Origin of the sequence: Pelagicoccus mobilis (assembly GCF_016595505.1) — a bacterium.
GTDB lineage: Bacteria > Verrucomicrobiota > Verrucomicrobiia > Opitutales > Opitutaceae > Pelagicoccus > Pelagicoccus mobilis.
This window is the reverse complement of record NZ_JAENIL010000006.1, coordinates 188,280-210,493: the sequence shown is the minus strand read 5'-3', so window position 1 is coordinate 210,493 and position 22,214 is coordinate 188,280. Positions and strand designations below refer to the sequence as shown.

The window sequence follows — 22,214 nt, the reverse complement described above, 5'->3', positions numbered from 1 at the left end:
GGGATGCCACGCTCAGCGCGCACTGTGAAGTGAGTGATCGTATGACCGCTAAAGGGGATAAGGCCTGCGATCGAATTCGCGTCGATACCATGCTTGGCCAGTCGTGCCTTATCCATAACGCTCATGAGGGCGAGGTATCCGCCTGCTGAATGTCCGGAGACGAAAATACGATTTGGATCTCCATTGTACTGATCAATGTTCTTCAGGGTCCATGCGACTGCAGCAGTCGCGTCCTGAATACACGTCTCGGCTTCGACCTTTGGGGATAGTCGGTAGCTAGGAGCTACTATGACGAAGCCTTTCTCTCTCAAGGCTTGGGGAATCTCTCTTTGCCCTCCGGTCAAGCCACCACCGTGGAACCAGATGATTGTGGGGACGGAATCAGCCGTATCCGGATAGTGGATGTCCAGACGCATCTTGTCTGCTTGATAGCTGTCGGGAGATTGGCCGGAGTAGTAAGGAACGGCGGGGGCTTCATTGTAGGACAGGTCCTGGGGATTCGCGTGTTGGTGAAGTAAGAGTGCGGCGACTATGACACTTAAGAATTTCAGTTTCATGGCTTCGTGGGGAGATTAGAAATTTGAGTTTTGAGACTTGTAACTGAGAAGCGAGCGAAAGGTTGAGGCATTTCGACTCAAAGCATGTCAAAATACCGATCCTGAAGCGCCCCACATGCAAAATCGGCCATTTAGAAACAGAGGCTATTTGTCGTCTTTTTCGGGTCTGTCTTTTCGCTTTGCAGGGGCGATGATCGCTCTCGCAAGGGGCTTTCGGACATCGATGAATTCCTGTTTTATTCTCCCGAGGTAGTAGTCTCGGCTTGAGTGAACGATAAGAGTGGCCGCGCGAGTGAAGAGTCGCGGTATCCTAGCCCTATCTTATGGTTAATTCGATACGTTTGCTCGGGGAGAGTTCGACTCGTTTGGTTTCGACTGGGCCTTTGAGTTCGATGGTAAATGGGTGGTCTGACTTGAGGATGATTCTTGCTGGCGAGTCGATAGAATCACGCGCTTCGCAAAGTAGATCTAGAGTTGCGTCGCCGATGCGTAACTGAGTGACGCCGTGGCGGTCGGTGCGGCGTATTTTCCAGGTGAGACGGTGATTGATACCCTCTGGGCGGAGTCCCATGACATTTTCGAAAAGGAGTTGGATCGGACCGCAGCCTGTCCAGCCGACAAAGTCGGGAAGGGAACCATGTCCACCTGCCCCCGGTTGAAAGGAGTCTGGCGCGTAGTTCTCGAATACGGTGCCTTTGTCTTGAAAAACACGGTACAAGCCAGCGAGGTATTTTTCCGTAGCTTCGGCGGCAAAGGATTCGTATCCATATTGTTGTAGGCCTTTCACGACCATGACATTCGTCGGGGCCCAGACTCCGCCCCGCCAATAATTGCCGAGCGGGTGGTATTCCTCTTCATCCGCGGCAAGTGAAGGAAAAATCATGGGCCGCCAGAATTCGTCTGGATCTTTGAGGTGGGCTACAAGGCGATCCGCTTGTTCCGGGGAGGCAATGTTGGCGAGCAGGGGCCAAAAACCTCCCATTGTTTTCTTGGGAAACTGAGTTCCATCGGCAAGAACATCGTAGTAGAAGCCGTCTTCTTCGTTCCAACACCAATGGTTGATTCTGTCAGAGATCTGCGAAGCTTGTTCGCGGAAAAAGCCAGCTTTTTCGGTTTCGTCGAGTTCGTCGGCGATGATGGCAAGATGATTGTACATGATAACCATCTGCGATGACATTTCTACCCAGCCGGATCCTTTCTGGGCGGGGCGGGGCGAGTTGTCCATGCCGCTGCCTAGAGGGGTGTTCCAGTAGAGCTTGTGCGCTGCGGTCTTGGAAATACGGCCATTGTTTTGCCAGTCGAGGTCATCGGGGTCGCCGTCACGGTTTAGCCACTCGGCGTATTTTTCGAGAACCGGCAAGACGCTAGCGAATCGTGTTTTGTCTCCGGTGAGTCGATACGATTCGACTTCGGCCCAAGCGAAAAGAGGCGGGTTTATCGAGTTTTTCCAACCGTACTGAGAAAATAGCCCACCATCGTAGTCGAAATGAATGAAGGTGCCATCGCGTTCCCGGATTTCACGGCAGATATAGCCGCTCGGGAGTTGGTTTGCGTAGAAGTTATCGAGTGACTGGATCGCCGGAAACTCGTGGTGCCCGTAGCGGGCAAAAAGCATCATGAAAATAGTGTCCCACTGGAAAACATTTGGACTGAAGGCCTCGTCGAGCCAGTTGGAGACAAACCCAGAATTCGGCTCTGGACTTTTGAGTCCTTGGTAGGCGATATCCCAGCATTTCCAATACATGTCGATCCAGCCTGGATCTCCATCTAGAATGGGGTGAGGAAGTTTTGGCTTCGCTTCTTCGAACGAAGGAAGAGGAGTGGGCTCGTATTTTTTCTTGGAGTAGTAGAGTCCGCGTTCTTTGGAAACTTCATTTGCTTGAACGCTAGCGGAGCAGAGAAGAGCAAACGTTAAGGTTGATGCAATGGCTGAAGTGAAGGGGGGCATACGGGTAAATCGTAATGAGGTGAGTAGGGTACTCGCGATCGTGATGGCTTTAAGGTTTGTCCGAAACGAATGGTATTCGTCCAATGTTCACCAGAATTTGTGAACGATTTTAGACTGCAAATTATAGTACAGGAGAGAATGAGGGCTGAGGGACACGTTTTTGAGGCAAAAAAGCGCTCCTGGATCCCAACCCAGGAGCGCACCACAATCCAAATCGTCCGATCAAAAACGATTTAGAAACTGAAGGTATTTGTGATCGTCCAAGTCTGTCCTTCCGCTATGCGGGAGGTCGCCGGTGACCCGTCCGGTTGGGTCGTGATCGCGATAAGCCTTTCGTCGTCAAACGCGTTTCTGACGTTGAGCTGCATTCTCCAGTGAAGCTTGTCGTTGAGCTGCATTTGGTAGGCGGCCCAGAAGTCCACGTTCGACTCGGATCCCCCGCGATGCGGGTTTTCGGTATCGAGGGCCCATGGGTCTTCAAATGTGCCGCTTCCTTCGAGGGCGTAGCCGGTTACTACGTCGTCCTGCCAGCGGAGGGCACCACCGACGCTGAGTCCACCGAGCTTGCCGTCGCTGAAGCTGTAATTGGTGACCAGGTTGTAGCGCCATGGGCGGAGTTCAGCGACGTTGGAGTCGTTGAGGAGCTGGAATAGGGTGAAGTTCGAATAGAACTCGCTACCGAACTTGGAGCGGATCGTTTCCGAGGTGTTGCCAGGGCCCCAGAGGCGAACGTCTCCATAGGCACCTTGGTACAGCTCCCAACGCTTTTCAACGAAGCTGGCGTATGAACTGGCGATGTTGAGTCGCTTCGCTTCGGTTTTAGAAGCGTTGAGGGCGATGTTCCAGTTTTCGGTCGGTTGCCAGAAGAGTTCGTATTCATATCCTTCTGACACGGTATCGCCTGTTACGGCGAAGGTACCTGGTTCACCGGCCCATGCGAATCCGCCAGCTCCCCATCCCGCTTCCGCGGTAACCTGCGTCCAGTCCTGGTTCCAGAAGCTGAGGAATTGGGCGAACTCTGGATCGTTCATGTTGTTATCGCGATTGAGAATCGCTCCCAAGGCAGCTTCCTGTTCGGCAAGGGCATCAGCAATGCTCTGACCTGGATGTGGCTGGTACTGGAGGCTGGTGATGTTGGGATCGATGTAGGGGTTGTCTACTGGATCGTATGGAGCGTCGGGGACGGTGAGCGCGTAGTTATTGGTGTCGAAACCATTGTTGGCCGCATCCGCCCAAACTGCGAACATGTTGCCCCAGCCTTCACCTGCACCGATCATGTAGGAGTTGGCGATCGAAGAGCTACTGAGCGTATCCTTGAACACGTTGGTTTCGTACTTGTTGACCTTGAAGTTAAAGCGATTGTCACGAGAGCTAATCACGATACCATACTCCTCGGTTTCACCCGTTGTCGCATCGATCGGATTTCCGATCAGGTCCTGACGGCTTGCGTCTGGGCGGAAGTTTTCGGAGTTCGAGTAGGTCAAGCTAACGCCGAATCCACCGAGGGCGTCGCGTACCGATTCTGGGGAGTGAACAACCAGTGAGAAGGTGCGGTTGATGCCGCTAACGCTTGCGAAGGTCTTGTTGTTTGCAGTGTCGACTTCCGATGGCCCGTTGGGGACCTGCCAATCCGGTGAGAATGGCAATTTGCTGCCTCCTGGTCCGTTTGGATTGTTTGGAATGTTCCCAGCGTTTGCCGCGTCGGCGCTATCATCGCGGTATCCAAAGAGTGGAACAACGAGACCGTCGAAGAGGTAACCCTGCCAAATGAACGCCTTGGAGGTGATTTCGTCGCGGGAGAGCGATCCAGCTCTCCAAAGGCTGTCAAGGGCCCCGTTTTCAGCGTCCCAGACGTCTACAGGTCCAAGAGTGGATACGCCATCGCCATTGAGGTAGTAAGCGCTACCGGCACTAGGACCAATCTTTGTCTGCAGGGCGTTGAGATTCGCTCCGGAGGCCGAACTTGCGTTTAGTAGGCTATCGCCGATGTAAACGATGTTCGGGATGTAACGTCCACCCGCAGTGATAGAAGACTGGGGGTTGATGTTTTGGGAAACGGCCCGTATCCAAGAAGCGGATCTCGAGTCCACGGTGGAATTCGCGTACAAGGCCGTGAAGTCGTGGTGTCCGAGCAGATTCGCTAGGGTTTCGGATTCGGACTTACGGAAGTCTAGGCTGTAGTATCCGGTTAGACGCAGGTTCTCCCGATCGATAGTGTTGAAGAAGTTATTTTGAGCTTCGCCACCGATGAATGGACGACCGAGGTTCGGGTTGGGAGTTCCAACGCCGGAACCGTTTGGCAGCGTCTCCATGATGTCGATGGAGATGGACTGACCAGAGTTGTCCAGAATGTTGGTCTGGCGGTCTTGGTACTCCTGCTTGTCGTAAACGAGCTCGAAGTTGAGCTTGTTGTCCAGCATGCTGTGGGAGAGTGAGAGGTTGTACGATTCCCAGGATTGCTCTTCGCTCTTGTTGGGGCCGTCGATCAGCTTGTTATAGAAGTCGAAGATCGTCGGATCAGAGAGTGTAACAGACTTGTAAGCACCGACGTTCGAACCTGGAAGACCTCGGCCGGTCGCTCCCGCGGGAAGCCCCTGTCCGGCGACGGCATTCTTTGCGAATGCATCGAAGGCGTGAACACCTTGGTAGGTTTCGCCGCCGACGTATTGGGCGGTACCGCCTATAAACCAGCTGTTGTTCGTGGATTGATAAACGTCGTCGTAGACAGCAACGGCACTACCGAAGATGCGTCCGAGAGCGAAACCACCCCAAGGCGTATAGTCCGGATGCCCGTTAGTGAGGTCGGTGTTGTTCACGTCGACCGCGTCGAAAGTTTGCTTCGCCATACCGCTGCTTGCGTCTTCGCTATGCGGGCGGAACCACTGAGTGATTCGGTCGACCGGCGGAATTATGCGAGGGCGGTTCGCTTCGATGTCTCCTTTTTCGTAGTTGGCGCGGAGGGTTGTACGCGAGGTGTCGGAAGCGAGGAACTTAGGATCCCATTTCAACGCGACGAAGTAGCGTTCGTCCTCCTCGAAGGAGCCTTCCTGCATGTACTTCTGGTCCTCAGCGAGGCCGGAGACGCGTATGGCCAGTTCGTCCTCTAGGATTACCTTGTTGTAATCGATGGTGAAGCGCATGGAGCCGTAGCTGCCGAAACGTACTTCCGCGTCTCCGCCGTCCTCGTAATTGGCTGAATTGGTTGTAGCGTTGATGACTCCAGCAGGAGAGCCCAGTCCGAAGAGAATCGAGTTAGGACCACGTTGCAGGTCGATGCGGTCAACGTTGTAGGAGTCCCAAGGAATGTCCGTGATGAAGAAGTCGCGAGTGTTGTTCGCAGCGGCGAGACCACGAACACGAGTGGACTGGTTAGGACGCAATCTCTGGGTGTCGGTATCGATGAGATTGCTGTCTCCACCTCCCGCGAAATTTCCTCGAGTACCACTGACTTCGGTGCCGGTGGTATAAATGAGGAGGGATTCGTTGTCGGTGGCCGAGGTGTCGCGAAGAAACTCTTCGGTTACCACGGAGATGGCGGAGCCAACGTCTTTGAGGTCGGTGCGGATACGGGTACCAGCGAGGGTGGAGGTGGCTCGATATCCGGAATTTTCGCTGCCTTCAACTGTGAAGGGCGACAATTCAAAAACATCGTCTTCTTCATCGTCTTGAGAGAAGCCGAGGGGGGCAATTAGGAGGGCGGATCCGAGTGCGATCGCTCGGGTCGTACCTCCGCTTAGTTTGTATTTGTTCATGGTTTCTTGTACTATTAGTAGTCCAATATGGGTTGAAGAGCCGTTTTTTCAGTGATGTGTGGATCGATCCGTAGCGAATCAATGAATACGATAGGCCCATAGGGCCGCTGTGCACGTGGTTCGCATGTGCAAAGCAGTAGCTATTCCGACGAACGCGTCGGAGCTGCCAACAGGAAATAGGGTAGGTCCGGTTTAGTTAACTAAACCTCGGAGTTTGATCGATATAGTGTAGTTTAAAATGGGATACTGTGGTTTCTGTTTCCGGTAAGTCGGACTCGTAGTAGCTTGGGCCTTGCCTTGATGACGGGGCAAAACGGGGGGTGTTGTCTCAATCGCACAAGGTGATGAGCGTTTGCATAATGGCGATCCTAAGGAGTTTTGAATCCGTCCGAATGGTTTTGAAATCGTCTCTGGGACAGGGACTGAGGAGAAGCGTGGCGGTCGAAAGTACGGCTTTCTTCACCAAGAGTGGAGTACTGTCTTGGACGTTTGATCATTCTCGCTAGGGTTGTTGCTATGAAGAAAATTTGGCGATACGCCTTGTTCAGACGTTTGAGGAAACTGATCTTCTTTGCTCTGCTATCCACTCATTTATACCTGCACGGAAGTCAGAGCGCTTGGCTCGACTCGCGAGAGCTATTCCGTTCGGGGATGGATGGATATAACAATATTCGTATCCCTGCATTGTGCGTGACCACTCAAGGGACTTTGCTTGCCTTTGCGGAGGGGCGTGAAGGGGGAGATGCAGGGGATATCGATCTGATCCTCCGTCGTTCAGAGGATGGAGGCGAGAGCTGGAGCCAAGTGAAAGTCGTTTGGGATGATGGAGCGAACACCTGCGGAAATCCTTCTCCGGTCGTGGATCGCGAGACGGGTATTATCTGGCTCTTCATGACGTGGAATCTCGGAAGCGATGGGGAGCGAGAAATCATGAACGGTGAAAGCGAGCACCCGCGTCTTGTTTGGTTAAGCCGTTCGGAGGACGATGGGCGGACTTGGTCTAGACCAAAGGAGATGCCGCACCTTCGAGAGCTGGATTGGCGCTGGTACGCGACGGGGCCGTGCAGTGGAATCCAGCTAGAGCGCGGGCTAAGAAAGAGGCGGCTGGTTGTGCCGGCGAACCATTCGGTTGCGACTAAGGGTGAAGCGGAAGCGAGTGCTTACCGGTCGCATGTTATCTATTCAGATGATCATGGCGAAACTTGGGAGCTCGGAGGTATTCAGGAACCTCTTACGAATGAGTCGTCGGTTGCGGAGCTGGCGGATGGTCGGGTCATGCAGAATATGAGATCGTACCATGGAAAAGGAAATCGTGCCGTTGCAGTGAGCGAGGATGGTGGGCAAGCCTTCGGAGAGGTTTATCTGGATGATGGATTAGAGTCCCCGGTCTGCCAGGGCCATCTCTTACGGTACAGCTGGCCGGAAGAGGGACGTAGCCGTCTCCTGTTTTCCAGTCCTGCAGGAAGTGAACGATCGAATTTGACCATACGGACTAGCTACGACGAAGGGCGTAGTTGGTCGATGGGCACGCTCATTTACGAAGGTCCGAGCGCCTATTCGAACTTAGCTCGATTACCGAATGGGCGTGTCGGTTTGTTGGCGGAAGTTGGCGTAAAGAATCCGTATGAGAGTATCGTTCTCTTTCGTTTCGATGTGCCGGAGCGGGTGGAGTAGTTCATCGCAAGAGGGGATTTCTGCGTTCCCTCACGTTGGATTCGCATGCTTCCACTTATCGGGAAAAGCGACAGGGAGGGTTGATTCGAGTCGTCTCTTGAATTGAGTAGAGTCTCGGAGCACGAAACCGTGAGATTCTACCCCTGCAGATTTTACGTGGCCGCCGCTTTTTGTTTGGTCACTAGTGTGGCGCCGCATTTGCGTGCCCATGTTCCCCGCATCGATTCAGCTGCGCCGGGAGTGCTCGAATTTGGAGCTCCTAACTTTTCAGTGATCAGCAAGGAGTCGATCGGCCTTCGTTCTCAGCCAACTGATTTGCGTCTGCTCGAAGACGGTCGGGTTTTAGTCGTCGCAGATCGACAGCTAGCGTTTGGAGACGGGATTCGCTGGACGGTTTACGAGGCGGCATTGAGCGAGACGAGCGCGAGGGGAAGGAAAGTGGCGATAGAAGATGGCGAAATTTACCAAGCCGTAGAAGGTGGCTTTGGTCGAGTGGTGTTTGGCGAGGATGGCTACTGGAGATTGGAACAGGTCGCTGACTGGTTGGGGGTTAAAGGCTTTGACCATCCCATTCCTTTGTATTGCGAAACAGCTGGAGAAAATTGGTTTTGGCATAATAGAAGCGGCAGTTTGCTGGGCTGGAGGCTTGGAGAGGGGGTGGAGTCTTATGGCGGGGTATACGATTCGATCGCAGAGGTTTTCACGCTTGGTGAGAATATTTACGTGAGCGACGCGAGTCGGAAGGAGCTTATCGAAATTACTCGGGGACCACAGGGAGAAGTAAAGGATGAGACTGCTGTTTGGCGGTCTGTTTTTGTGACGTCTTCTCTTTCGCTTGAAAGTGGTGAATTTCTTCTGGGTACGAACAAAGCAGGGCTGTTTCGTTTTGATGGCGAGAAGATGGCTCCCTTTGAAGAGGTGGGAAGGATTGCTGAAAAGTATCGGATCAGTGGGCTTGCCCGGATATCAGAGGATTACATTGCAGCAGCGATGGAGGGGTATGGGGTCGTTTTTTTCGATCTCGAAGGAAAGCGTATCCAGAGTTTGGGGGCTACGTTAGATCATAGGTTAAGTCGAGTAAGTGCTATAGGCGGGGCGAGTTTTGGAACCGTTTGGGGAATTGTGCCTGAAGGGATCTTTCGTGTAGAGATGCCCTCTCGATTCACAAGGTTTGAGCCCTTAATAGGGCGAGGGTTTACGGCTTCTCAACTGTATCGACACAATGGCGACCTGTTGATATCAGCAGATGACATCATCTTGCGCGGTCAATATGACGATGAGAAGCGATTGACAGGGTTTAAGACGGAGTCATTGCCTGCCGGGGCCTTGCGTGGTATCTGGGCGAAGCATGAGACGCTTGCGTATGGAATGGAGAATGGCGGCTACATTTGGCGTGGGAAAAAGTGGGAGCGATTTGCAGCAGGAAAGTCCTTTCCTATGATCATCGAGGAGACGAGGAAGGGGGAGTGGTTGTTTCGATCTGAAAATGAGATTGGCTGGTTGCGGGATGTAGGCGGAGTTCTTGAAACCACGATGTATCCGGTGGAGGGCTTTGGGCATTTCTATTCCGGTAGGTCGGTAGGTCCTGATGAAGTCTGGCTTGAGCTGGGCACCGGTTAAGTGGGGCGTGTGCGGGATTTCGAAGATTCAGGGAGAGCTCCTGTTGTCGAACTCTTTGATGCGTCCCACGGACTTCCAAATGGCTGGGTGCAAGTATCTATCCTAGATGGAGTGGCGCGGTTTGTTGTTTCCAACGCCGTTTATCGGTTCAATGACTTGAAAAGGCGATTTGAAAGGGATGAGGCGTTTATGGAAGCGTTTAAGGCATGGGGGGCTATTATTGGGCGACCCGGTCGGGACGCTTTAGGTAGGATTTGGGTAACTACGTCGAGCGGCCTTCATTTGTTTAAAGGCGAACCTTTGCATGACCTCGAGATTGTAGAGGAAAACTTGATTCCAGGCTTTCTTCCCTACGACTTCATATTCGAAAGCGCTGGCGTCGTTTGGCTACATGGGGAGGAGCGGCTGGTTCGCTATGATCCATCTGTATCCGTTCCGGAACGAGAGGATAATCCAGGTTGTCTCGTGACGCATGTGAGCGTTTCGGCGGATGAACGTGTGCTGTACCCCGCAGGTGAGGAGCCTCTGGTTCTACCGTATTCAAAAAGTAGTATAATTGTTCATTTTTTGGCCAATAGGACTTTGTTTGGAGAGAGTGCTTACTTTGAGGTGCGACTGGGGCAGCGAGAGGGTGACTGGGTGTCAGTTGGGAGTTCGGGGAGCACGGTTTTTAATGACTTAAAAGAAGGGACTTATCGGATACAGGTGCGATCCGTCGTGGGTGACACAGTAGGTGAACTCGATGAAATTTTACTCTTGATTACACCTCCTTGGTATCGCACCTGGTGGGCATATCTGGGAGCAGCCGTATTGATTTGCTCCCTCGTTGCAGTTGGATTTCGTCTGTACGATGCCTTTCGAAAAATGGAACAGCGTCGTCTAGAGGAGTTGGTGACGCAAAGGACAGCAGAGTTGGAAGCAGCGAAGAACGCGGCGGAAGAATCTGATAGGCTGAAGACCTCTTTTCTACAGAATATGTCGCATGAAATTCGCACGCCAATGAATGCGATCGTTGGCTACGCTAGCCTATTTCATCTGGAGGACGAGGAATTCACTAAGGGTGAGCGGATCGAGTATTCGCATGCGATCAAGAACAATTGCGAGAGCCTGTTGACGTTGATTGATGACATTCTTGATGTCTCGGTGATCGAAGCGGGGCAGCTGCGGATATCATCCTCGACATTCGATGCGAATGAGTTGCTTAGGGATTTGTCTGTGACGTTCTCAGTGCCTGACAAATCGTCAGATTCCCCTGTGCGGCTCGTTTTCCACGAAGTGAACCACGGCGAGCCGTTTTTGATTACCAGCGATAGCGCTCGTTTGCGACAGATTCTTGTAAACCTAATAACCAATGCCTTGAAGTTTACGGTGGAAGGCACCGTTGACGTAAGGTTGGAGAAGGGGCCAGGTGATGACCACGTAACCTTCAAGGTTGTGGATACGGGAATTGGCATCGAGGAGAGGAACTTGGAAGCCATTTGGGAACGTTTTCGCAAGATCGAGGACGACAACTCGGTTCTGTTCCGCGGAGCGGGGCTGGGGCTGGCGATTACGAGGAGTTTGGTTGATCTCTTAGGGGGGACGATTTCCGTTGAATCGAAGATCGGCCAAGGAAGCCGGTTCGTGGTGGTGGTGCCTTGCGGACTGTTACTTGCGAAAGATCATGCCTGAAGCATCTAGACATTTTTTCTTTTGCGAGAAAGTTCCCCCAATTGGGGGATTGAGGAACTTAGGCGCTGCTGATATTCTCTGAGCTACGATCCCCAACCCATGCTCGAAGTACCCCATATTGTGGATGTTGTGATTGTTGCGCGAGATGCGTCGATCTTGGCATCTACCCTCTGAAGACGGTGCTGTAGCTCCTCTTCTTTGGAGAGTCGGTTGGAGATTACTTACGACAGACAAACAATACCAACCCCGCAAACTGATATGAGTAGTTTTGATGTGCACATTAATCCAAAGGCAGACCGGCGTCATCGCTGGTTATGGTCTTTGAGCGCTCTCGCGTTGGCCCCGGCCTCGCTGTTCGCGCAGGCAGATGATTCCGATGCTTCAGAGGAAATCTTCGAGCTTTCACCCTTTGAAGTGGAGGCGGGAAGCAACGAAGGCTACCGTGCGACTTCCACAATGGCTGGTTCTCAGTTGGCGACGCCGCTCAAGGATGTCGCGGCAGCGATCTCGGTGGTGACGGAAGAATTCCTCAAGGACACTGCATCGACTGACCTGAAGGATATCTTGGTCTATCAAACCAACTCGGAGGTAGCGGGTATTGGAGGTAATTTCTATGGGACGAGCGCCGATGACGGCGGCTACCAAAATGAGATGCTAGTCAATCCGCAGCGTGGTACGCGTCTGCGCGGACTCAACTACGCGGACATCACCCGCAACTACTATAGTTCGAATATCCCGACCAATTCGTACAACACCGCTCGCGTGGATATCAGTCGCGGCTCGAACTCCATTCTTTTCGGTCTCGGTAGCCCGGCGGGTATCATCAATGGTTCGACCAAGGATGCGATTCTTTCAGAAAAGGGCGGAGCGGTCGAAGTGGGCCTCAGCAGCTATGGTTCGCACCGGGAGGTGGTTGATCTGAACATTCCTCTTATCAAAGACAGGCTCGCGGTACGTTTCGTGGCTTTGAATGACGAGGAGGAGTATCGTCAGGACTTCACCTTCGACAAGGACAGGCGCCTCTTCGCTTCCCTCCGGTGGCAGCCTGAGCTTGCTGACGGCATTTACACGCAGGTCGACGTACGTGCGGAGTATGGCGACATCGACGCGAACCGTCCCAATTCCGTGACGGCGGCAGACTTCATCACCAACTGGTTCGGTCCGGTCGGCCAACGTCTCATGTACGATCCGCTGACTATGAACGGTTGGCCACAAGACGGTCCCGACGACACAGAAGGCCGTTGGGATCTCGAGAACTACTTCGCCGGCGCCCCCGCTCGAAACTGGTGGGATGGCACGCCCGCGGTTATCTTCGGAGATCCCGCTTCCAATGTGGTGGGCAACGGTACGCTGGATGCCTACCGTCAACGCGACGGCGATCCCTGGGGAGGCCTCAGCGGCGTAACCAATCCGAACTGGAATAGTGGCGGTTGGGAGGCTTGGAACAAGGATACCAAGGCTTACTACTCCGGAAACGCTGAGATTTCCGGAATCATCAATCAGTTCGAGAGCTCGACTGGCATGGATTTCACAGGATTCGGCTCTGGTCTTTGGCCAACTCAGATGATCCTTGATGGTCCGCTGGCATTCATCGACCGGACTATTCAAGGTCCTAACAAGAGCGAATACAACAAGTTCGACTCACTGGAACTCTCCTTTATCCAGACCTACCTCGACGGAGATCTTGGTATCAATCTCGGTCTGTATAAGGAAACTTACGAGTCCGGTCATACGAACGCGATCGATACTAACCGAGTCTCTGTCGACGTGAACGCGAATCTCCGCGCGGGATATGTCAATCCGGATGTCGGACGCCCGTTCGTATTGGGGGGAGCTAATGGCCAGGATAACGTTGATGAAGTCGATACCTTCCGAGCCAAGGCCTTCTACCGCTTCGATCCAGCGGATCATTTCGAGAGTGATTGGCTTTCGACTCTCTTCGGCGAGCAGACCTTCACCTCAGTCTATACGGATCAGCGATTCGACTACTTCAATGTCGGCTACGATCTTTACGCATGGGATGCGGACACCTACGGTCTGGTCTTTGATGATTGGAAGGGCCACTCCGGCATTTGGGGGCTTCACTACCTCGGCGACGATCTGAGAGGCATTTCCAGCTTCGATGCGATTCCTGCATCCATGGTGCCGGGGATCACAAGTGTGCATTCCCCTGGAAATACAGCCAACGTTTTGTCCTTCGACTACGTGAATGCTCAGGAGTGGAGAACGAATAATTCCGGCCTGCTCAACTATCGCGATCACAAGGATGACCTCTACACTTGGGCTTCCCAAGGGTATAATACGACTGAGTCGCTCGCTTTAGTCTGGCAGGGCAATCTTCTGAACGACGCGATCAAGCCGCTCTTTGGTTGGCGCGAAGATACTTACACGGCCTGGGATAAACCAGGAGACGTGCTCTATAACATCGAGGACGAATACAATCGTACTCAGCCATTCCATCCGGACTGGCAATTTGAATCCGAGCCGACGCTTCCCCTTCCAAGCATCCAGCGTCGTAGCTGGGGTGTGGTGGTTCACGCCGACCGCTTGTTGGAAACCTTTGGTGGCGGTTTGCCCGAAGGCATGGAGTTGAGTTTCTTCTACAACGATTCCAACAGCTTCCGTCCAGCGGACGCGGGAGTGGACAACTACGGCAACAAGCTGCCGCTACCTGAAGGGGAAACTCAGGATTACGGTTTCCGCGTGAGCGCGTTCGACAACAAGCTCGAGTTGCGTGCTACTTGGTACGAGACCTCTCAGGCCAATACGACGATCAGCGATCCGTCCGGCATGGTCTTCTGGTCCAAGGGCGCGGTCGTGCGCACCATTAGCGCCATGGCTCAGGAAACCTGGGGTTCCGGTCCACACTATGACCAGCCGACTCCGGAATGGCTCGTCAATGATTGGTTCCTAGGCGAAGGCAACTACGATCAAGGCATAGCTGGCCAGCCGATACCGGCCGACTGGCAGGATCAGCTCAGCACTCTGGTTAACCAACCGCTTCGTATCCGCAGCGGCGCAGTGCCAGGCTCTCCTAACTACGTGGCGCAGGGTGATATCAACCCAGACTCCAACCGTCCGTACATTTCGCCTCCGCTTACCGATGACGAGATCGCCTACCGTACTGCATGGTTCAACGCTCGTACCGACGAGCAATGGTACGGTCCGCTGGATCGTGATTGGATTGCGGCCAAGGAGTTCGCCAAGGTTGACGACGAGTGGCGTATCTGGGGTGAAAATTCCCCCGGCGGTCAGCAACTGCTCAACGACTTGCGCTCCGAGGGTATGGAAATCGAAATCACTGCGAACCCGAACGAACGCTGGCGCATCAGCTTCAATGCATCCCGCAACGAAGCGACTCGTACCAATATCCTGCCGGATTGGGCTGAGTTCGTGGAGCAGAGCAAACCGATCTGGTTTGATGGCTGGGATAATAATCCGGGCGGTCCTTCGCAGCTCAACTATTGGTTGATTGACGGTTATTCCGATATCCGCCACTGGACCGGTAGCCAAAGCTACTCCGATGTTTCTGAAACTTTCGGCGGACGGATCATGCAGAATGTCTACGCCCCGTACCTCAACCTGCTCTCAGGCGAAGGCCAAGGCGTGAACGAGCTTCGAAAGTGGCGCTACAACTTCGTGACCAACTACCAATTTAAGGAAGATGGACCGCTTGGAGCGTTTAACATCGGTGGAGCGGTACGCTGGCAGGACAAGTCAGCCATCGGCTACTATCCGAAGTTCAACGAGGAAGCTGGCAGTTGGGTGACTGATGTGAATAACCCAATCTATGGTCCGGAAGAGACAAATTACGACGCGTGGATCGGCTACGAGCGCAAGTTGAACAACAAGTACGACTATAGCGTGCAGCTGAACATCCACGATATGTTCGCAGACGATGACATGATCCCGATCATGGCGAACCCAGACGGAACCATCGCTCAGGTTCGTATCCCTGCGAAGACTACTTGGACGATCACCAATTCGATCAAGTTCTAGACAAAGGCAGTATTCGCTTTTCATAGCGATTAAGTTTACGGGCCTTCCCTTGCGAGGGGAGGCCCGTTTTGTAACAGGGGCACGCATGCTCGGGCATGTCCCGCCGGACGGCCCGCCGTGGCTTCCATCTCTCTCTCTTGCAAAGCGGCGTGCCCGGCGGTCACGCCCTACCTCGATTATGAAGTGAGGCGTTCCTATGATGCTCACCCTGAATGAAGTGAAACGATTCTATTGCGTGTTGTGTTTGCTCGTCCTAATGCAGACGGGAGTGACGGTGATGGCTCAAGAGCGTCATGTCTTGTTTGATACAAGCTCGACGGGGGAAGATCGAAGGATCGAGAAGTGGGGGTTGGAGTTGACCTGGCCGAGCTCCGACAATGCTCGACGAACGATTGAGTTCATGGGCCAGGATATGATCGACTTTGCCCGTGTGGGATTCCACGCCGATGCTCCTCTCGTCGATGGGCAATTGACCAGCGCTACAAAGAGCCGCCTCGACGAGATGGCTGAACTGGCCGTTCTTGTGGGCAATGAAAAACCTTGGGCATTGATGCCTGCGACCGAGTCGGGTGTGGATGCTTGGTACAAGAGTGGATCACAAGTCGTGCCGGAACGTTGGATACAAGGCTTGAAGGCAACCATGGACTACTACGATCATGAGTTTCGATTGCTAGAACCTTTCAACGAGCCCGACTATCCGTGGGGGCAGGGGACGAAACAGGATTACGCCGATATTTTCCAGCTGCTTGAATCCGACAGCTATTTCGATGAGGTAAGCTTGGTCGGACCCAGCACTCTGAATTCAGACAGGGCGAGTGAGTGGTACGAAGGGATTAAGGAGCGAGCTGATTATGGTTCGACGCACTCCCTAGATGGCTCCATGGAAACCTATATCTCTTTTATCGAGGGGGTTATCTCTGACGGGAAGAAAGCGATCAATCCGGAAGCCCATAATGTCGTGGAGGTGCTCGCCGGGGCGGAGTATGGCATAACGGAAGCGATGTGGTGGGCAGCGGCGGAACGTGCACGATCGAGTTTCGTGAAGGCGAATAAGGGTGTGCGGATTGGGTATTCAGAACATAGAGACAAGTGGACTGCGGCTGCGGTCTATCGTGATCCTGATGGCGATATGCTTGGGTTTGTCGGGTCGGCCGAACGCCAATCGAGGACCACGGGCTACCAGTTCGTTTCGCTGGATCGGGAAGTATTTTTCGATGGCTACGGGCCAACTCGCTTTTTCATGATAGACGCTCCGGGGGGGACGGGCTACCAGCAGAACCAGCCCAACGCGGAGCGAGTGATCAGTATCGATTGGGGAGAGGATGTGCAGCCGGTTATTGACGGCCGCTATCAGATCGTCAATCGCAACAGTTCGTTGGTGATGGAGGTTGCGGGTGGAAGCACGGGGGACGGAGCGAACATTCAACAGGGGGCTCCTTCTGGGGGGGTGTTTCAGCAGTGGGATGTTGTTCCGTTGGATGATAGGCACGGGGGAGACTACAGTTATTTTTCGATGAAGGCAGCTCATTCAGGCAAGTCAGCCGATGTCCGTGACTGGTCTCTTTCGAGCGGAGGAAATGTCAATCAGTGGCTGGATTATGGGAACGAGAATCAGGAGTGGTTTTTTGAATACGTGGCGGACGGGTATTTCTACATTCGCAGCCGTTGGAGCGGGAAATATCTTGAGGTGGCGAGTGCGTCGCTTGAATCGGGAGGGAATATTCGTCAAGCGGACTTCGATGGAGGAAGCCATCAGCAGTGGCGTTTGCTGCCCGCGGGAGCGGCGGTGGAGTTTGTTGCCCCGTCTGCTCCAGTGGGATTGGAGACGAACGCTGGATCGGCCTCAGTGGCTTTGAGATGGACAGCCAATGGGGAAGCTGACCTAGCGGGCTATAATGTCTACTGTTCACTCTCGCCGGAGGGCCCCTTTGAGCTGATCGCCCGTGGCCTGACTGAATCCGCTTTCGTGGATAGGGCGGCGAACCAGGCAGCGCCTTACTACTATCGCTTGAAGGCGGTAGACGAGTCGTTGAACCGTTCGAGCGATTCGGAAGTTGTATCCGGTCAACCACGCTTGAGTGCGAGTTTGGTGGCGAGCTACGAGTTTGAGGAGGACTTCGTGGATGCTTCAGAAAATGGGAACGACCTGGAGATTATTGGTTCCTTGAGTTTCGAGGAAGGCAAACTTGGCGAGCGGGCCTTGTCTTTTAGTGGGAATGGGAGCTATGCTCGCTTACCAGCAACGGTGGCCAACTTCGAGACTTTGACAGTAGCGGCTTGGGTTAAGTGGGGAGGCGGAATCGCCGAGCAGCGGGTGTTCGACTTTTCGCGTAGCCCTGAATCTGGGTTCCACCTTTCAACAGGACCGTTTGGAGAGGGAATGGAATGGGTTGGCGGTCATGCTGGAGAAAGCTGGAGCGTGCAAGGGCCGGAGTTTGCGGCGGATACCTGGACCCATGTGGCGGTGACGCTGGACGGCGCGGAAGCACGGCTCTACGTCGATGGCACGTTGACGGGAAGTGCGGCGGTGTCGCATCTCCCGCTGGATATCGCTCCGGTATTGAACCAGTTGGGACGGAGTTCCTTTGATACTGCGGCGGCTCGATTTGTGGGATGTTTAGACGATGTCAGAGTTTACAACTACGCCTTGGCAGAGGTTCAGGTGGATGCTTTGTTTGAAGGGCGTTCGCTGAGTCCGGCGGAAGCTTGGCGTTTGAGCTTCTTTGGTTCAGGAGAGGCGACTGGAGAGGCGGCGGATGATGCAGATCCGGATGAGGACGGAATCGTGAATCTGGCTGAACGTGCGTATGGTGGGAATCCGCTTGAGAGTGATGTTTGGATACAGCCGCGACTGGATGAATCGGGCACGTTGTTGAGCTTGATTTATCGCCGGTCTCGAACTGCCTCGGATCTGCTCTTCAAGGTGCTTGAAAACTCGGAGCTTGAGAGCGGGTGGAAGGTGTCGGCCGGGGAGAGCGAAGTGATCGGAGTTGATGGCAGTGTGGATACGCTTCGATTCACTCGGCTCGTGGATGATGAGGAGTCCGTTTTTCTGAAACTTCAGGTTGAGCAGCTTTAATTCGCGTGATTGAGAGGAGTGAAAGAGAACGGTGGCGTGGGACAAGTCCAGAGGACTTGTTTGCGAAAAAAATCTGAGAATTGATTTGTAGACAGGCATTTTACGTCAGTGGACTTGTCAATGGAGTGCATCGGCGCAGACTTGCGTGCGAATGCACTCTTACTCGCGAACGTTGATGCGATGTCTGCTGCGGTTGACTGTCCTATCCGGGCTGGTTCCTCTTAGCTTCGCTTCGCCATTGCAGATCCATCATCTGGAAAATGAGCAGCAGATGGATCATGTTTCCAGCATGTGGCGGGATCACCTGGGATACCTCTGGATAGGTAGCGAGAGGATGGGGCTGATGCGCTACGATGGCACGGATATTGTCCGTTATGGTCATTCCCAGAACGATGACTCCTCTCTCCTCAGCGATTTTGTAACTGATGTGTTCGAGGATTCGCGGAATCGGCTTTGGGTAGCGACGCGCCGTGGTCTAGATCGCTACGATCGAGGGAAGGACAGTTTCAGGCCCTACTTAGAGGGGGAACAATCGGTAGTGGTGGAAGTGAATGAGGACTCGAAGGGGCGGCTCTGGGTTTTGCGCACAAATTCTATCTTGTTGTACGACGAGGAGAGTGATCGTTTCGAGAGCCACTATATTGGTCCCCAAGGAGAGAAAGGACACTCCTTTACGAGTTTTGTGGAGGACAGCGAGGGGATGTTGTGGATCGCTGAGGCTGGTACAGCTCTTTGGCGTTTCGACACTGAGAGTCTGAACGGGGAACGTTTTGAGGTTCTCTCGGAGGCCGACGGTACGAGGAAGAAATTGTATCGAGATCTTGATGGGGTCGTATGGGTCGCGGCTCGGGATGCTGGGCTATTTTCCTTTAATCCGGAAAGCCTTGAGGTGAAGCGTTTCGGTATGGATCCGAGCGGTTTAGGCACGAGTGGTTCGAATGTTCGCGATGTAGTCGAGTATCCAGCTGGCCAACTCGTGATTGCGGTGGATCAAGGAGGGTTAAATTTATTGGATAAAGAGACGGGAACGTTTACGTATCAGAGACTTCAGGACCGCACAGGCTATGGCTTAAGTAATGATGGCTTGGTTTCGCTCTACCTAGACGAGGAGGGCATTCTGTGGATCGGGACGTCTCACGCTGGCATAGACTTCCACAATCCTCTAATGGCCCGCTTCTCAACTATCATTGCTGGGGATAGAGTCGATCAATTGAGAGCTACGGTTGTCGGCTGCGTTTTCGAAGATGCAATCGGACGAATCTGGATGGCTGATGGAGACGGTCTCACCTGGCTCGATCCGGATACGAAGCGGCTGAACCCCTTACCCCGAACCTGGGAAGAGGGAGGATTGCTTGGTTCCGACATTGTGCGTCAGGTAGATCAAAGTAGCGATGGGCGTATTTGGGTGGCTACTTGGGATGGAGGAATCGATGTATTAATTGAGGAGGAGGGGCAGTTTCGTTTGGATACGGAGTTGTCGGAACGGATGGCGGAGTTCGAGGAATTCTCGATTTGGGATATCGAGGTGGATCGTGCGGACCGTGTATGGATTGCCGCTGCGAAAGGGGAGGTCTTTTTGTATGACACAAACGGGAATTTTCTGAAACGTTTCGACGAATCGATAAAGGAAGGGGGCGTGGTGGATTCACCAGCTGTGACCGAACTGGAAAACGGGGACGTTTTGCTTACCACGGAACACGCTCTCTACCGCTTTGACGAAGTTACTTTCTCGTTTGAGGAGATTTTCCGCGTACATCGCCCAACGGTTGTGGCTTGGGAAGAAGAGAGGGATATGTACTGCCTGGGAACGGTAGACCAAGGCGTCTTTTTATTAAACCGGCAAGGGGATGAGCTGGCTAGGATCGGGCACGAGGATGGATTATCGAATCTTTTTGTTCAAGGTCTGGAGTGCGATCTAGAGGGTGCGTTGTGGATCGCTACTAATGACGGGCTATTTCACTATCAGATGGGCGAGCAGACAATCGAGCGTTACGACGAAAACGAAGGATTGCAGGGAAACATCTATTTCACGGATTCTTCATGCAAGACACGTGATGGGAGACTTTATTTTGGTGGCGCTAACGGAGTGAGTTCCTTTGATCCGAAATCGATTCGTCCTAATCCGTATTTACCTTATGTATCCATCGATCGGATAACCCTATTTGGTGAGGAAATCTCAACAGAGCACGAAGCTGATTCGGAGAATGGTCATTCTGGGACTCCGGACGAGTTGAGACTGAAGTGGGATCAGAATTTTTTGAGGTTCGACTATTCAGCGGTAAACATGACCTACCCTAAGAGTAATCGCTTTGCTTACATTTTGGAAGGCTTCGATCAGGACTGGACCTATGGAGATGCTAGTTTGAGGTGGGCGAATTATACGAATGTAGATCCGGGTCTGTACACGTTTCGGGTAAAAGCGGCCAATAGCGATGGGATTTGGAATGAAGAAGGGGCGAGTATCCGAATTGTTATTACTCCTCCGTTCTGGCAACGCTCCTGGTTTTATTTTTTGGTGACTCTTTTAGTCGTAGCCTCGGTCTATCTGTATATTGTATTTCGCGAGCGTCGCCTCAAGCTCGAGAACGCCCGTTTGGAGAAAGGCGTCAAAGAGCGTACAAAGGTGATCAATAAGCAGAAGACTTGGTTGGCGGAGAAGAACGGATTGCTTGAGGATCAGAAGGAGGAGTTGGAAACTCAAAAAGGGCAACTCTTGTTACACCAGAATCACCTTGAGGAGATGATCGCCCGTCGAACCGAAGATCTTTTACTCGCGAAGGATAAGGCGGAGAGCGCGGATAGACTCAAATCGCAGTTTCTGGCGAATCTCTCCCATGAGGTGAGGACGCCCTTAAATGCGATCACAGGGTTTTCTCATTTGCTCCATGATGATCTCGATGCAAAATCGCGAGAGGAGTACATCGAGTATATTGAAGCTAGTTCTGATTCCCTTCTGCAGTTGATCGAGGGTATAATAGACTATTCGATGCTAGCGTCTGGCGAGATGGAACTCCGAACCTGCCGATTTGGGATGAATGGGTTTCTGGAGAAACTCTTCAAGGAGCACCTTTCTAAGTTTCAAAAAAAGGGGCTGAAGCTTGATGTGGATAACAAACTTGAGGAGTTCGATTTGTACTTTGAGTACGACGATGTTCGATTGAAACAGATCTTGGAGAATCTCCTAAGCAATGCTTTGAAGTTTACCGAAAGTGGAAGCGTCCGCTTGAGGGTTGAATTAAAGGGGAATGCTTTAGTTCTGAGCGTTCGCGATACAGGGAGCGGTATTGCTGAAGATGAGTTGGATACTGTTTTCGAGAAGTTCGTAAAGCTTGCAAAAGATGAACTGGCAGCCCGAAGGGGAGTCGGGTTAGGTTTGGCAATTGCAAAATCCCTTACGGAATTGATGGGAGGGGATTTGTCGGTTACTTCTGAATACGGTAAAGGATCGACGTTTTCTTTGACTCTCCCCTGTGGCGAGGGCGTGGTTTGGAGCTCTGAAGGTAAGCCTTTTACGGGAATCAGTAGAGAGCGGGTAAAGGATAAGGAGAGTTCTGCAAGGGTCCTGCTAGTGGAAGACGAAGAGGCTAATTACAGGTTTTTGGAAATTGCCTTGGAGGGAGTGGGGCTTGAGGTTCGTTGGGCTCGGGGTGGAGAGCAGGCTCTTGAAATTTTGAAGAACGATGACCGTTTCGATTTTGTGCTCCTAGACCTTCGGATGCCGGGTATGGATGGCTATTCAGTTCTGGCGTGGATACGAGAAAATGTGCCTCATTTGCGAGTCGTGGCGCAGACAGCCTTCGCCACCAAGAGTGATCAGAGCCGAATAAAGGAGGCGGGCTTCGACGGCTATTTGCCCAAGCCGATCGGTTTGGACCGTTTGCAGGCACTTGTAGATGAGTTCCGAACGTGAGTTC

General features: G+C 52.9%; 9 protein-coding genes. 6 read left to right on the top strand and 3 right to left on the bottom strand.

What is annotated here, in order from left to right:
• The 3 genes from JIN87_RS04675 to JIN87_RS04665 all read right to left on the bottom strand — a co-directional run.
• Window positions 1-557 (bottom strand): alpha/beta hydrolase (locus JIN87_RS04675; protein ID WP_200354367.1); only part of this gene is annotated, 557 nt, incomplete at its 3' end.
• Window positions 558-873: 316 nt separating this feature from the next.
• Window positions 874-2,505, bottom strand: coding sequence for an amylo-alpha-1,6-glucosidase (locus JIN87_RS04670; RefSeq protein ID WP_200354366.1), 1,632 nt, complete (start codon window positions 2,503-2,505; stop codon window positions 874-876).
• A gap of 233 nt (window positions 2,506-2,738) precedes the next feature.
• The gene (locus tag JIN87_RS04665) at window positions 2,739-6,257 is read right to left on the bottom strand and encodes a TonB-dependent receptor plug domain-containing protein (RefSeq protein WP_200354365.1); all 3,519 of its coding nucleotides are present in this window, start codon (window positions 6,255-6,257) and stop codon (window positions 2,739-2,741) included.
• 516 nt (window positions 6,258-6,773) lie between these two features.
• On the opposite strand from JIN87_RS04665, the gene JIN87_RS04660 reads away from it, so the two are divergent.
• The 6 genes from JIN87_RS04660 (at window position 6,774) to JIN87_RS04635 (ending at window position 22,210) form a co-directional block, all read left to right on the top strand.
• Window positions 6,774-7,931: a sialidase family protein gene (locus tag JIN87_RS04660; protein WP_200354364.1), complete on the top strand. Its 1,158-nt coding sequence runs from the start codon at window positions 6,774-6,776 to the stop codon at window positions 7,929-7,931.
• Between the two features lie 186 nt (window positions 7,932-8,117).
• Complete coding sequence (locus JIN87_RS04655; RefSeq protein WP_200354363.1) at window positions 8,118-9,551, top strand: ligand-binding sensor domain-containing protein; 1,434 nt, start codon at window positions 8,118-8,120, stop codon at window positions 9,549-9,551.
• A gap of 300 nt (window positions 9,552-9,851) precedes the next feature.
• Window positions 9,852-11,222 carry an ATP-binding protein gene (locus tag JIN87_RS04650; protein ID WP_200354362.1) on the top strand — a complete coding sequence of 457 codons (1,371 nt, stop codon included), beginning with the start codon at window positions 9,852-9,854 and terminating at the stop codon, window positions 11,220-11,222.
• A 258-nt stretch (window positions 11,223-11,480) separates the two neighbouring features.
• The gene (locus tag JIN87_RS04645; protein ID WP_200354361.1) at window positions 11,481-15,221 is read left to right on the top strand and encodes a TonB-dependent receptor plug domain-containing protein; all 3,741 of its coding nucleotides are present in this window, start codon (window positions 11,481-11,483) and stop codon (window positions 15,219-15,221) included.
• Between the two features lie 196 nt (window positions 15,222-15,417).
• Complete coding sequence (locus tag JIN87_RS04640) at window positions 15,418-18,300, top strand: RICIN domain-containing protein (protein ID WP_200354360.1); 2,883 nt, start codon at window positions 15,418-15,420, stop codon at window positions 18,298-18,300.
• 175 nt (window positions 18,301-18,475) lie between these two features.
• Window positions 18,476-22,210, top strand: a complete 3,735-nt coding sequence (locus JIN87_RS04635) for a hybrid sensor histidine kinase/response regulator (protein ID WP_200354359.1) — start codon at window positions 18,476-18,478, stop codon at window positions 22,208-22,210.
• Window positions 22,211-22,214: the final 4 nt, after the last annotated feature.